At 63.7% G+C, this 13,391-nt stretch carries 14 protein-coding genes; 9 read left to right on the forward strand and 5 right to left on the reverse strand.

The window, feature by feature from the left end:
* Nucleotides 1-213: 213 nt before the first annotated feature.
* A complete protein-coding gene (pdxH, locus tag Q0072_RS04475; protein WP_298326314.1) occupies nucleotides 214-864 on the reverse strand; it encodes a pyridoxamine 5'-phosphate oxidase in 651 nt (216 codons plus the stop codon).
* A 214-nt stretch (nucleotides 865-1,078) separates the two neighbouring features.
* On the opposite strand from pdxH, the gene Q0072_RS04480 reads away from it, so the two are divergent.
* The 3 genes from Q0072_RS04480 to Q0072_RS04490 all read left to right on the forward strand — a co-directional run bounded on the left by Q0072_RS04480 (nucleotide 1,079) and on the right by Q0072_RS04490 (nucleotide 3,677).
* Entirely contained in the window at nucleotides 1,079-1,810 is a 732-nt protein-coding gene (locus Q0072_RS04480; RefSeq protein ID WP_298326317.1) for a DnaJ C-terminal domain-containing protein, read from the forward strand.
* 72 nt (nucleotides 1,811-1,882) lie between these two features.
* Entirely contained in the window at nucleotides 1,883-2,992 is a 1,110-nt protein-coding gene (gene aroC / locus Q0072_RS04485) for a chorismate synthase (protein WP_298326319.1), read from the forward strand.
* Between the two features lie 136 nt (nucleotides 2,993-3,128).
* Nucleotides 3,129-3,677: a mismatch-specific DNA-glycosylase gene (locus Q0072_RS04490; RefSeq protein ID WP_298326322.1), complete on the forward strand. Its 549-nt coding sequence runs from the start codon at nucleotides 3,129-3,131 to the stop codon at nucleotides 3,675-3,677.
* Here the strand turns inward: Q0072_RS04490 and Q0072_RS04495 are convergent.
* Both Q0072_RS04495 and Q0072_RS04500 read right to left on the reverse strand, forming a co-directional pair.
* Nucleotides 3,652-4,539: a hypothetical protein gene (locus Q0072_RS04495; RefSeq protein WP_298326325.1), complete on the reverse strand. Its 888-nt coding sequence runs from the start codon at nucleotides 4,537-4,539 to the stop codon at nucleotides 3,652-3,654. The genes Q0072_RS04490 and Q0072_RS04495 overlap by 26 nt on opposite strands.
* On the reverse strand, nucleotides 4,536-5,546 hold the full coding sequence (locus Q0072_RS04500) for a glycosyltransferase (RefSeq protein WP_298326328.1): 1,011 nt from the start codon (nucleotides 5,544-5,546) through the stop codon (nucleotides 4,536-4,538). The genes Q0072_RS04495 and Q0072_RS04500 overlap by 4 nt, the downstream gene beginning before the upstream one ends.
* 294 nt (nucleotides 5,547-5,840) lie before the next feature.
* On the opposite strand from Q0072_RS04500, the gene Q0072_RS04505 reads away from it, so the two are divergent.
* The 3 genes from Q0072_RS04505 to Q0072_RS04515 all read left to right on the forward strand — a co-directional run bounded on the left by Q0072_RS04505 (nucleotide 5,841) and on the right by Q0072_RS04515 (nucleotide 9,749).
* On the forward strand, nucleotides 5,841-6,365 hold the full coding sequence (locus Q0072_RS04505) for an RNA polymerase sigma factor (protein WP_298326331.1): 525 nt from the start codon (nucleotides 5,841-5,843) through the stop codon (nucleotides 6,363-6,365).
* 74 nt (nucleotides 6,366-6,439) lie between these two features.
* A complete protein-coding gene (locus Q0072_RS04510; protein WP_298326333.1) occupies nucleotides 6,440-7,399 on the forward strand; it encodes a FecR domain-containing protein in 960 nt (319 codons plus the stop codon).
* Nucleotides 7,344-9,749 carry a TonB-dependent receptor gene (locus Q0072_RS04515; RefSeq protein ID WP_298326335.1) on the forward strand — a complete coding sequence of 802 codons (2,406 nt, stop codon included), beginning with the start codon at nucleotides 7,344-7,346 and terminating at the stop codon, nucleotides 9,747-9,749. The genes Q0072_RS04510 and Q0072_RS04515 overlap by 56 nt, the downstream gene beginning before the upstream one ends.
* A 110-nt stretch (nucleotides 9,750-9,859) precedes the next feature.
* Here the strand turns inward: Q0072_RS04515 and Q0072_RS04520 are convergent, their stop codons facing one another.
* Nucleotides 9,860-10,333 carry a hypothetical protein gene (locus Q0072_RS04520; protein ID WP_298326338.1) on the reverse strand — a complete coding sequence of 158 codons (474 nt, stop codon included), beginning with the start codon at nucleotides 10,331-10,333 and terminating at the stop codon, nucleotides 9,860-9,862.
* 564 nt (nucleotides 10,334-10,897) lie between these two features.
* Here Q0072_RS04520 and Q0072_RS04525 point away from each other — a divergent pair.
* Nucleotides 10,898-11,467, forward strand: a complete 570-nt coding sequence (locus Q0072_RS04525; protein WP_298326340.1) for a DNA-3-methyladenine glycosylase I — start codon at nucleotides 10,898-10,900, stop codon at nucleotides 11,465-11,467.
* Between the two features lie 49 nt (nucleotides 11,468-11,516).
* Here the strand turns inward: Q0072_RS04525 and Q0072_RS04530 are convergent, their stop codons facing one another.
* The gene (locus tag Q0072_RS04530) at nucleotides 11,517-12,284 is read right to left on the reverse strand and encodes a pseudouridine synthase (protein ID WP_298326343.1); all 768 of its coding nucleotides are present in this window, start codon (nucleotides 12,282-12,284) and stop codon (nucleotides 11,517-11,519) included.
* Between Q0072_RS04530 and Q0072_RS04535 the strand changes: the two genes are divergently transcribed.
* A complete protein-coding gene (locus tag Q0072_RS04535) occupies nucleotides 12,283-12,927 on the forward strand; it encodes an SOS response-associated peptidase (protein ID WP_298326346.1) in 645 nt (214 codons plus the stop codon). The genes Q0072_RS04530 and Q0072_RS04535 overlap by 2 nt on opposite strands.
* The coding region (locus Q0072_RS04540; RefSeq protein ID WP_298326348.1) for a uracil-DNA glycosylase family protein at nucleotides 12,924-13,391 on the forward strand (468 nt) is incomplete at its 3' end. The genes Q0072_RS04535 and Q0072_RS04540, both read left to right, overlap by 4 nt.

Below are 13,391 nucleotides of genomic sequence, written 5' to 3' on the forward strand. Positions count from 1 at the left end.
AATGCGCAGGTCCCTAAGTCGCGCCCACGCGGCGGGCTCAGACTGACGCTGTGACATTATTGAGAACCACAGATGACACAGATTTCACAGATTGGCGCTGCGCGCCCTTAGATTCCCCCCCCAATAGGGTAATCTGAAAACCAAAATCTGTGTAATCTGTGCAATCTGTGGTTCTACGAAAGAGCCAGAACGGCCTCCACGTTTCGTGTTTTTTTACGGATAAAGCTTCGACTTTACCCACCCGTCGCCGGCGCGCTCGAACTTCAGGCGATCGTGCAGGCGGAACGGCTTGTCGCGCCAGAATTCCATCTCCGTCGGCACGATGCGGAACCCCGTCCAGTGCGGTGGGCGCGGCACGGTCCCGATACCGAATTTCAGACCATATTCGGCGACGCGCTTTTCCAGCGCAAAGCGGCTTTCCAGCGGCCGCGACTGCTCCGACGCCCAGGCCCCGATCTGCGAATTGCGGGCGCGCGAGGCGAAGTATTCATCCGCCTCAGCCTCACTGACGATTTCGACCGTGCCGCGGATACGCACCTGACGGCGCAGCGATTTCCAGTGGAACAGCAGGGCTGCCTTGTGCGCCCCCAGTATCTGACGACCCTTGGCGCTTTGGGTATTGGTATAGAAAACAAAGCCTTGCTGGTCGAAATCCTTAAGCAGCACCATGCGCGCATCCGGCATCCCGTCGGCATCCACGGTGGCCACGGTCATGGCATTGGGGTCGTTCGGTTCCCTGGCCCGCGCATCCTTCAACCATTGACCAAACAGGTCAAACGGCTCGGCCCCGTCGATATCGGCCTCATTGGCCGCGTGGGCATCGGCATAGTCGGGGCTGGGCGGGATCAGATCAGAACGGGACATAGCATTTCTCCAGACCTACACGTTTGATGCGGACGGACCGCGCCGCAAAGCCGCGGTGGTAGGGCATCCTGCATACGCTTCAACATAAGAAGGAGATGACACTCCGCAAGACACCCCACCCTCGGCACGTCCGGGAGGTATAGGGGTTTGTTAACCCGCTGTTGACCATAGGCGGGCACAGTGCGTCAACACCTCCTTCGCCTGTCCCTTCAGAATGAACCGAACCTCAGCCCTCAGCGTCCTTGGTCTTAGCGAACCGGTCAGCGGCCACGACGTGCAGGCGGCCTTTCGCCGGCTGGCCAAACGCGCCCACCCGGACCTGAACGGCTCAGAGGCCCCACTGCGACGGTTGATTTTGGCGCGCGACCTCCTGATGCGTCAGATCAGGAATGGCCCGGACATGTCGGAAATCATAGAAGAACTGTCGGACACAGCCGAACCCCTGCGCCTTAGTCCTGAGGTGGCAGCCAAAGGCGGTCCCATCGTCACCGATGTGCCCTTGCCGCTGGAGCTGATCCACGATGCCGGGCCGGGCCGCAGCCTGATGCACCGCAAATCGCTGCGCATGACGCTGCCCGCCGGTCTGCGGGATGGCGAGCGGCTGCGGCTGAAAGCCACACGCCCCGGCGGCACGGAATACGTCTTCCGCATCGAGATCGAACGCCGCGATGAACTGCACGTTGAAGGCCATGATCTGTGCCTCAGCGTCCCCGTCGATGCGCGTCGTCTGCGACTGGGCGGACAGGTCCGCGTCGAGACACCGCACGGCCCGCAAACGGTCGATCTGAGCGACGCCATTGACAACCGCCTGACGCTCAAGGGGCTGGGCCTGCCCGCCACGTCGCGTTATCCGGCGGGCGACCTGCACCTGCGTTTTGAGGCGTTTGAAACGCCACAGCGCCCGGCTTTGGACCTGCTGGCCGAATTTCATCGCAAGTGGGCCTGAGCGTTCCGCACGATTGAGTTGCGCGCCCCGCAGAAGTGCCGTAAGGCCACGGCATAAAAAAAGGCTAAATCGATGTCGCACAACAGCTTCGGTCATCTTTTCCGCGTTACCACCTGGGGCGAAAGCCACGGACCGGCGCTTGGCTGCGTGATCGACGGCTGCCCGCCGGGGATCGAGCTGTCCGAGGCCGATCTGCAAGGCGCGCTCGACCGCCGCAAGCCGGGCGGCTCGCGCTTTGTCACCCAGCGCCGCGAAGCCGATGAAGCCAAAATCCTGTCGGGCGTGTTTGAGGGCAAGACGACCGGCACGCCGATCTCGGTACTGATCGAAAACACCGATCAGCGCTCGAAGGATTACGGCGAAATCGCGCGTCAGTTCCGGCCGGGCCACGCCGACTACACCTATTTTGCCAAGTACGGTATCCGCGACTATCGCGGGGGGGGCCGTTCCAGCGCGCGTGAAACCGCGGCGCGTGTGGCCGCCGGAGCCGTGGCGCTGAAGGTGCTGAAAACTCTGATCGGGCCGCAGATCGCGGTGCGCGCCGCCCTTGTGCAGTTGGGGGTCCACCACATCGATCGCGCGCACTGGGACTGGGCGCAGGTCGATCAGAACCCGCTGTTTTCGCCGGACGCCAGCACGCTGGCGCAATTTGAAGACTATCTCGACGGCATCCGCAAGGCGGGTTCCTCCATCGGCGCGGTGGTCGAGGTGCAGGCCGAAGGCGTGCCCGCCGGTTGGGGCGCGCCCATCTATGGCAAGCTGGATTCGGACCTTGCGGCCAATCTGATGTCGATTAACGCCGTTAAGGGCGTCGAAATCGGCGAAGGCTTCAATGCCGCCACCCTGTCCGGCGAACAGAATGCCGATGAAATGCGCATGGGCCCGGACGGTATCGAATTTCTGTCCAACCATGCGGGCGGCATATTGGGCGGCATTTCGACGGGTCAGACGATTGTGGCGCGTCTGGCGCTCAAGCCGACCTCGTCCATCCTGACCGAGCGTCAGTCGATCGACATTGACGGCAAGGACGTCGATATCCGCACCAAGGGCCGCCACGACCCCTGCGTCGGTATCCGCGCCGTGCCGGTGGCCGAAGCCATGATGAGTTGCACCCTGCTCGACGCCTATCTGCGCCATCGCGGCCAGACGGGCGGCACGGCCTTTGTGCCGGGTACTTTCTGAAAGCGCGAAGCGCCTTTAAGACGTATAAGAAGCACCCCACCACCCCGCCGGAGGCAGGGAGGTATAAGAAGAGTCCGTTCCGGGTGCAGGGGCTGAGCCCCTGCCCGCCGGAGGCCCCTATCTTGAGTAGGAATCCATGACCCCTCTGGACCGTGCCGGTGTTTTGCCCGACACGCACAAGGTGCCGGACCTGTTGCGGCCCGGTCTGAAGCTGGTGTTTTGCGGCACGGCGCTGGGGCGGGTGTCGGCCCAGAAGAAGGCCTATTATGCCCATCCGGGGAATTTTTTCTGGCGCAGCCTGCATAAGGTGGGTCTGACGCCCGAACGGCTGGCGCCGACGGACTATCCGCGCCTGCTCGACTATGGGATCGGACTGACCGACCTGTGCAAGGCGCACTATGGCAATGATGTGGACCTGCCGGCCGAGGCGTGGGACGCCGAAGCCTTAAGGGCCAAGATCGCAGCATATGCGCCGCGGCATCTGGCCTTTACCTCGAAAACGGCGGCCAGCGTCTTTCTGGGGCGGCCGACGGGGCAGATCGCGCTGGGGCGGCAGGTGGAAACGGCGGGAGAGACGACGCTGTGGGTGCTGCCGTCTCCGTCGGGACAGGCGCGGCGCTTCTGGGATGAGGCCGTGTGGCGCGACCTGGCGCAGGCCGTTAGCGCTTCCCCAGAGCCTTCCTGAGCTTGAATTGCAGCTTGATCAGCGGTTCTGCGGCTGAGCGATGCAGGCGCTTGACGTCGATAAAGGTCACACCGCCGTGCCCGGACAGGGTGTGAAAACCATCCCCATAGCCCTCCAGCAGGCCCTCCCCCGTCAGGCGCGCCACCGGTCCGGCGCAGAAGCGTTCCGGCGTCAGGGTTTCGATGCGCAGCAGGTTGATCGCCGCCCCATAGGTCGCCACGCAATCCTGCATGGGCAGGTGCAGCCTCCCATCGTGGACAAAGGGCGTGCCGCCGGGGCGCGAAGTGTCGAGACCCGCCCGTACCGGATTGGCGGCGTGCGGCTGCCACGGCCCCAGCAGGTCGTCGGCATAGGCAACGTGCAGTTCGCGCATGGCCCGCCGCTCGGCCCCCGGCAAGGCGTAGAACATCCACCACCGCCCGTCGTGCTTGACCACGGTGGCGTCAATAGCAGGCGCCTCCAGCAGGGCCTTGACCGGCACCCAGCGGTCAGGGAAGCGCTCGCAGCGATAGAGGGTCAAAACGCCGCTCTTATGCGCTTCGGGCAGCATATAGAGGTCTCCCGCTTCCTCGATAAGGAAGGGATAGGACAGGTGAAAGGGCGTGATCAGGGCCGGGCCCGAACCGATCAGCCTGTGCTCATTATCATATTGAAAATAATGAATTTCACCGCGTTTGACGCGATAATCCCAGGTCTCGGCAAAGACGGTCAGGCCTTCGTCACGCTTAAGGCCGAACGGGTCGGCGACGAAGCGAAACGACCCTTGCGGCGGCAGCCAGATGACCTCCTCCGCGCGCGGTGGGTTTTGCGCCACATCGTCTATCGGGCGCGGCACAAACCCCGCCTGCCACAGTTCGATCACGCCAAAGCCTCGACCGTGCGACGCAGGCGGCGGCGGCCCGCTTCAAAACCAAAGGACTCAATGGCATAGGCCTGCGCTTCGCGGGCACGACGCAGCCACTGCGAACCGTTATCCAGCACACCGCCCAGCGCCTGTGCCAGAGCGGCGGTGTTTTCTTTGGGGAACAGGGCCCCGAACTGACCCCCACACAGCACTTCGCGCGGGCCTTCGGTGTCCGACGCCACCACCGGCACTCCGGCGGCCAGCGCTTCGATGACGACCAGACCAAACGACTCCTCACGCGACGGCACGACGAACAGATCGACGCCATGCAGGAAGGTCAGCGGGTCTTCGGCCCAGCCACAAAAACGCACATGGTCCTCAAGGCGCAACTGACGGGTCAGGGCCTCCAGCGCGGCGCGCTCCGGGCCGTCACCGGCGATGCGCAGCTCAAAGCGCTGACCGGCAGCGCGCAGTTCGACACAGGCTTCAAGCAGCAGGTCAAAGCCCTTGATCGAATGCAGACGCCCCATGGCCCCGATCACCGGCACGGCATTGGGCTTTGATTTCACCGGCAGGGCGCGCAGGTGCGAGAAATTGGCTACATCGAACAGGCGCAGATCGGGAAAACGCGACTCGGCGCCTTCGCGCACGCGGCCACTGACGCACAGGGCGGCGGAGACGTCTTTCAGATGCGGCTTGTAGGAGGGGGTGTGCAGCACCTGCACCGTGCGCTGGCGCGTGCCGATGAACGGCAGCATACAGGCGCGACCGGCGCGGTTGCCGTGCGCAATAACCAGATCGGGGCGGAAGCTGTGGGCATAGCCCGCCAGACGCAAGGCACAGATCGGGTCCGAAATGAAACGGTTATTGAGTGGACGAAAACCCGGCACGTCAGACAACATGCCGTCCGGATGGCCGATGCTCAGTACATCGTACCCTTCCGCCGTCAGGGCATCGTGGTAATGACGCGCCATCAGGCCGTCTCCCCCCTTTGCCTTCGTCAGCATGATGTTCAGCAAACGCATGTCACTGGTCCCGCTCAGAGGAAAACCGGAAGAAAATCCGGACGTCGCAGACTCACGACGCCCGGTTCAGGTTTAAGATGGAGACCCCGGTATCCACTGTCCCCCGCAGGACGAATGGTCACCTTCCGGAGGAGCCTCCTGTAGCGATGACACCGACGGAAATGCTTACCCTCATGCCGTCTCGCAAAATTTTTATGATTTTTTTACTTTGCCCTCCCGTGATCGGGCATAAAGGCTTGTCCGGGAAGGAAAATCGCCCTTATATTCGTATCCCGATCACGCCTCAGAGAGCCGATGACCCCCACCGCGCGCCTGTCGGAAACCTATTTCGCCAAACGCGACGTGCTTTTGCGCTATCTGACGCGGCTGTGCGGCGACGAGGCGAGCGCCGAGGACGTGCTTCAGGACCTCTATCTGCGCCTGATGCGCGGCGGCATAGAGGGCGAGATCGAGGAGCCTCTGGCCTTTCTCTTCCGCATGGCCAACAATCTGTGGCTCAACCGCCGCCGCACCCTGACGCGGCGCGACGCGCGCGAGGAGGCGTGGCAGGCGCTCAACCCGCAAATAACCGGTGAAGCCGACGCCGCGCCGGACGCCGAGGCCGTGGTCGGCGGGCGGCAGGCTTTGCGCGCTGTGCTGAACGACATCGACGCCCTGCCGCCTAAGACGCGCGACATCTTCCGGCTGCACAAGCTGGAGGGTCTAAGCCAGACCGAAGTGGCGCGGCGGCTCGATATTTCGATCAGTTCGGTCGAAAAGCACCTCAGCAGCGCCCTGAAACACCTTCTGGCGCTCAACCGAAGTCGGCGGCTGAATTAATTTTCCGCACCGCGAAGGAAATTTTACGGGTAACAGCGTATCAGGGTGTCATCTGGTCAGAGAGGCCAAAAACCATGTCGGACATCGACGCGAAAATCGAAGCGGAAGCGACCGACTGGGTGATCCGGGCGCAATCGGGCGTGATCAGTGAAAGCGAGATCATCGCCCTGACCGACTGGCTCGATGCCTCGCCGCGCCATGCCCGCACCTATGCCGAAGCCCTGACTGTGTGGGGCGATCTGGATGCGACTGAACCCGCCCCAACCCGCACGCCGGTGGTTCACCCCCTCAAACCGCGCCATCTGACGCGCCGCTTCGGCCTGATGGCCATGGGGGCCGGGGGTCTGGCCGCAGTCGCCGCAGGCGTGTTCCTGCTGGCTTCGGGCGCGCTGTCGTCCGTTCAGACCTACACCACGCATAAGGGTGAGCGTCAGACCGTGACCCTGGCCGACGGTACGCAACTGAGGCTCAATACCGACACCCACCTGTCGGTCAAAATGACGCGCTCGGCGCGCACCGTCACGCTGGACAAGGGCGAAGTCTCCGTCACCGTAGCGCACAAGGCCGATCAGCCGTTTCGCCTGCTCACCGGTCAGTTGACCCTCACTGACATCGGCACCGAGTTCAACGTCGCCCGCCTCAATGGCGAGGTGCGCGTCGCCGTGCGCGAAGGTGAGGTCGAAATGGCCGACCACAGCGCCGCCTCGCGCCTCTTGCCCGGCGATCTGGGCACCTACCGCGAAGCGTCGGGCACGCGGCAACTGACCAAGGCTGATCCGGCGGAGGCCTTTGCGTGGCAATCATCCCGTGCTATCTATCGCAATCAGCCGCTGTCCGCCGTGGCCGCCGACCTGAACCGGTATTTCGATAAGCCGATCATCGTCGAAGGTGACGCCGCACAGTTGAGGCTGAATGCCATCCTGACCCTCGATTCGCAGACCGCGGTTGCCGGGCGTATAGCTGAGTTCCTACCGGTCGATGCCCGCACGACGCCAGACGCCATCTATCTTCGCCGCCGGGCTTCTGACCGTTAGTCTCTGCGCGTCCCTGCTGGGGGTGCCTGCGGCCCGCGCCGCCGACCGTGCCTACGATTTCAACCTTCCCGCCGCCCCCCTGTCGCAAGCCCTGATCACGCTGGCGGCCCGCAGCGGTATCTCCGTCGGCGGGGTCGATCCGGCGCAGTGCGACGCGACCGCGCGCGCCCTCAAGGGGCGTTTTTCCGCGCACACCGCGTTGCGAAAGCTGGTCCTGGGCAGCCAATGCCGGGTTGAGCGCGTCGATGCCGTCACCTTCCGGCTGGTGCGTGAGACGCGCTCCGCCCAACCTCGCCCCATAGCTCGCCCCACGCCGCCGCCATCCAATGACGATATTCCGCTGATCGTGGTGCGCCACCCCAGCCGTCTGTTCGACACCCCCGCCGGGATCAGCGTGGTGGCCCCACCGCTCCTGTCCGGCAATGATACCGACCTGTCGAGCCTGGCCCCGCACGTCGCCGGCATGACGGTGACCAATCTGGGTCCCGGCCGTGACAAGATCTTCCTGCGCGGCGTGTCCGATAGCGTGCTGACCGGGCGCACCCAATCGATGGTCGGCCTTTATCTTGACGATACGCCCATCACCTATAACGCGCCGGATCCTGACCTGCTGCTGGTGGATATGGCGCGCCTCGAAGTCCTCAAGGGACCGCAGGGCAACCTCTATGGCCAGGGCGCACTGTCCGGCGTCGTGCGGCTGGTCACCAACAAACCGCAACTCGATCATTTCGAAGCCGAAGCCGGGGTGGCGCTCGGCACCGCTTCTGAGGGCAAGCCGTCGTGGCGGACCACCGGCATGATCAACCTGCCCCTGCCGGGCGAGGCTGCCCTGCGTGCCGTCGTCTGGGACGAAAAATCGGCTGGGTTTATCAAGGATGAGGCCCTGACGAAGAACGCCAGCAACGATACCGAACGGTCAGGCGGGCGTCTGTCGTTCAAATGGCAGGCGACCCCTACCCTGACGCTCGATTCGACCTTTATCGTGCAGGATCTGCGCTCCTCCAACAGCCAGTACGTCGTGGGCCGCATGGGCCCGTACCGCCGCGCCCTGTCTCTGGCCGAACCGCACGACAATATCTTTCAGAACCTGGCGGTCGGCGTGACGCGCGAAACCCCTGCGGGGACGTGGCGGCTGGCGCTCAACCGCCTGCGTCACAAGATTCACTCCGGCTATGACGCGCAACCGATCGGGCGCTACGTCACCATCCCCAATTCGGGCGTCCTCTTCTTCGAGGAAGACCAGACCATTCGCCTGTCGAGTGTAGAAGCCAGCTATGTGTCGCCGCCCGACCGTCCGGTGCGCTGGCTGGCCGGGGTATTTGCGGCGCGAAGCGAAGAAAGCTTTACCCCCCTGCTCATCGACGTCTTTACGCGGCGCACCCTCTATGATGAGGACCGCTCCGACCGCATCGACGACGTGGCCGCCTTTGCCAAGGTCACCTGGGATTTTGCGCCCAAATGGTCTGTTTCAGCGGGCCTCAGGGCACAGAAATCGCGGCACCGTACCCTGAGCGATATCGCCCGCGTCCGCCTTGTGGACTACGCGCCGACCGGCCGCATCACGGGCGTGATCAAGGCGACCCCGGTGACACACGAACTGATGCTGAGCTATCAGCCCTCGACCACATTAATGCTGTACGCTCTGTCGTCAGACGGGTTCCGCACCGGCGGCTTCAATACCACCACGGCGCAGAAGACCATCATCCCCGCGACCTATCGGGGCGACCGCCTGCACAGTATCGAAGCGGGCATGAAATACCGCGCCCCGGATGGCCGGCTGCGGGTCGATGCGGCCCTGTTCCACATCGACTGGCGCGATATTCAGTCGGATCAGTTACGCGCCACAGGCCTGCCCGTGACGCTTAATATCGGGGACGGGAGCAACACCGGGATCGAAATCGAAGGCGGCTGGCGGCCGCGCGACACCCTGACGGTGCAGGTGCGCGCGCAGTTCAGCGATCCCAACCTGCATAAGACCAATCGCCTCTATCCCAAGGTGCTGGAAGAAGGGATGCCCTATATTTCGCACAACATGGTCAGCCTCACCACCCAGTGGCGTCGCCGACTGTGGGGACTGCCGCTCGAAAATGCCGCGGTGCTTTCGTATCGCGACGGCTCCCCGCTCAACTATGGTATTACGCGGGTGATCCGCATGAAGGGCTATACCAATCTCGACCTCAGCAGCAGTGCCGATCTGGGTCCCTATACGATCGCCCTGCGCGTCACCAATGCGACGGGCAACAAGAGCAACAGTTTTGCCTATGGTAACCCCTTCGCGCTCGACACCGCGCCACAGAATACGCCGCTAAGGCCGCGCACCCTGTGGCTGTCGGTCAACCGGCACTTCTGAACAGTAAAACCCCGCCCGGTGCGTGACCGGACAGGGTTTCCTTATCTGCCCTCAGTGCCCACAAGGGCGGCGGGGCTGACCGATGCACCGCACCGGTTAAAGGCCAGAGATTACTGAACCGGCTTACTGGCCGGTTCGGTGGCCGGAGCCGGTTCCGTGGACGGCGAAGACGACATATCCGAAGCCGATGAGTCCGCCGGAGCCGTGGTCGCCGAAGCGCCCGACTTGGCCAGGGTTGAGGCCTTCAGGGCCGTCTGATCGGCGCTCAGCGTACCCGTCACGGTCACTTCATCGCCGATGGCGAAGGGCTGACCGTCAGAGGTCGCGGCCGAAGCGTCAACGGCGATTTCCTTGGCCGAAGGGGCTTCACCGACTTGCAGCGTGAAGGTGCCGGCCTTCTGGCCAGCGGCGGCGATCTTGCCGGTCAGGGTGGTGGAGGCGGCCGGCGCTTCGGCGGTCGCCGTGGCGTCGGTCGAAGGTTGGGTCGTCGAAGGCGCGGTCTGCGCCAGGGCCGGGGTGAGGGAGAGGGCGGCACCGGCGATGGCAAAAGCGGCGATCTTGGTCGTCAGGTTAAAGCGGGTCATGGTGGGGTTCCTTTCGGTTCCAGTTGAATATGTGTCCGTGGCGCTTTCCGTCCGCGCATCCGATGCGAACCGAAAGACCAGCCGGTGACTTCGAAGGGACGAAGCCTGCGTGCTGGGCGTTCAAGCTGTGTGGCTCAACAGCGCCCCGGCTGAGTTTCAGGCTACGGGCCGGGGGGTAAGTAAACCATCGGGAAGCCCACCCTGCGCGTGTCACCTTCGGGTAAAACACGCTTTGGCCGTATTCGGCCGCGCGCCGCCGCATTTGTGCCGCGCCATGGCCGCAGCGTGTCGGGCGTGTTCCTTAAGGCCTTGTCCTGTGGAGACAATTTGCCTCGCGCCGGGCCGCATTTGCGCGAACAGCGACCGGCGACGCATCGCCGCGCATAAGCCCGGCATATGTTGGGCCTTGGTATTTGTCAGGGCTGCGTAAGGATCGGAAATGAAGGCCGTGACTCAAAATCCACATCGCCTGCAAAAGGTTTGCGGATTTGCGGTCGGGGGTGCGTTTATGCTGACATTAATACGCGCCACATGGGCTAAACCTGCACCCAAAGGAGCAAAAAAATGAGCGACGGACAGACACGCTGCGGCTGGGTCAATGAAAGCAAGCCGCACTATGTGCATTATCACGACCACGAATGGGGCGTGCCGGTCCACGACGACCGCCTGCTGTTTGAAATGCTGATCCTTGAGGGCGCGCAGGCCGGGCTGAACTGGGAAACCATCCTCAAACGGCGCGACGCCTACCGTGCCGCCTTCAAAAATTTCGACGTCGCCGCCTGCGCCGCCCTGACTGACGAAGAGTTAGCAACGCGGATGCACGACGACGGCATTATCCGCAACCGACTCAAAATTGGGTCGGTGCGCAAAAACGCTCTCGCCTTTATGGCCATTCAAAAAGAGTTCGGGTCTTTCGACGCCTATCTGTGGGGCTTTGTCGGCGGTCAGCCCCAGCGCAACCGCCCGCAAACCCTGCGCGACGTGCCCGCCTCGACGCCTGTGTCCGACGCCTTGTCTAAAGACCTCAAAAAACGCGGCATGAGCTTTGTCGGCTCCACCATCCTCTACGCCTATATGCAGGCCGTCGGTCTGGTCGATGACCATGTGGCGACCTGTTTCCGGGCAGCGAAGTAAACGCAAAAGAGAGAGCCTCCGGCGGGCAGGGGCTTGGCCCCTGCACCCATCACCCCTGCAGCAAGGCCGCCCGCTCCTCCGGCGTCAGTAATCGCCACTGGCCTTCGGGCAGGTCGCCGATCTCCACCGGCCCGATGCGCGAGCGGTAGAGGTCGAGAACCCTAAGTTCGCACATGTCGCACATGCGGCGGATCTGGCGGTTACGGCCTTCCTTAAGGATAAAGCGCAGGGTCTGCTCCCCCACCTGCTCGACCACAGCGGGTTTCAACTTGCGGCCGTCCAGCTCCAGCCCGTGCCGCAGCCATTTCAGCTTGGCCTCAAAAATGGGCCCGCGCACCCGGACGGTATAGTCCTTCTCCAGTTCGCTGTCCGGCCCGATGATCGCCTTGGCCAGCACGCCGTCCTCCGAGAGGATCAGAAGCCCGCGCGAATCCTTATCCAGCCGCCCGACCGGCGCCAGCTTCGAGTCCTGATTGGGCCACTGGGTAAGTTGCCCCCAGTGGTTCGGGCGGCGGATCATGCGCACCGCCGGGGTCTCTCCCGCTTCGGGCTGCCCCGACACAATGCCCACCGGCTTGTGATAAACCACCGTCAGCTTGGCATCGAGCGAGGCCTGCGCTTGCGGATTGAAGCTGACGCTCTGCCCCGCCTCGACCTTGCGGCCAGCATCGCGCACGACCTCACCCTCGACGCTGACCAGCCCGTCGGCGATAAAGGCATCGGCTTCGCGGCGCGAACAGACGCCCGATTGCGCCAGCCATTTGTTGAGGCGGATCGGCTCAGCGCCGTCATAGATGCGGGTAAAGGGTGCAGACATGCCGCCCTCCCTAACGAAAAACGATGGGCGGCGCGAGTCTTGTTTCGGGCGTGCGGCCCCCTATACTGATCCCATGTGCGGACAATTCCTGGCCCTGAAAGCGTGGCGCGACTTTCTCAGCAGCCTCGGCATGACCGATGCGGGGGTGGCTGAGGGGCTCAACGATGTGGTGAAACCCACCGACGCCTACCCCATCGTCACCGCCGGGCCACGGCTGATGAACGCGCGTTGGGGGCTGATCCCCGGATGGGCGAAGGAGACGCCGAAAGCCTCGACCTTCAATGTGCGCATCGAAACCGCAGCTGAAAAACCGACCTTCCGCGACGCCTTTGCGCGGCGTCACGCGCTCGTGCCAGTGGCCGGTTTCTACGAATGGCATCAGGGTCGCCGCCACCGCATCGCGCGCCGCGATGGCGAACCGCTGGTGCTGGCCGGTCTGTGGGAAGGCGACAGCTTCACCATACTAACCCGCCCGGCGCGTGCCCAGATGGCCGCACTACACGACCGAGAACCGGTGATGATCGGACGGCGGCAATGGCAGGGCTGGCTGGACAATACCGTCTTCGATCCGGCCCCGCCGCCCGATGACCTGTTTGATATTGTCGATGATGACACCGCCCCGGTGCAGGACACGTTATTTTGAGCCTGCTCGACGACATTGCTGCCTGCCGGGTGTGCGAGGGCCATTTGCCTTTGGGGCCGCGGCCGGTGCTGCGCGCGGCAGACCGTGCCGCGCGTGTGCTGGTCATCGGTCAGGCACCGGGCACCAAGGTCCATGCCTCAGGTATTCCGTGGGACGATGCGTCGGGTCAGCGCCTGCGCGACTGGATGCAGGTGACACCGGACGCTTTCTATGATCAGCGCCGCTTTGCCATCCTGCCGATGGGGTTGTGTTACCCCGGCCGGGGAAAGAGTGGCGACAATCCCCCGCGCCCGGAATGTGCCCCCCTGTGGCACGCGCGGGTGCGGCAGACCTTACCGAATATCCAACTGACCCTGCTGATCGGGGCCTATGCGCAGGGCTATTATCTCAATGACCGCCTCAGCCTGACCGAACGCGTGCGGCGGGCGGATGAGTACGGCGCGTTTTTTCCGCTGGTGCACCCT

It is taken from the genome of Asticcacaulis sp. (assembly GCF_027484505.1).
Taxonomy (GTDB): domain Bacteria; phylum Pseudomonadota; class Alphaproteobacteria; order Caulobacterales; family Caulobacteraceae; genus Asticcacaulis.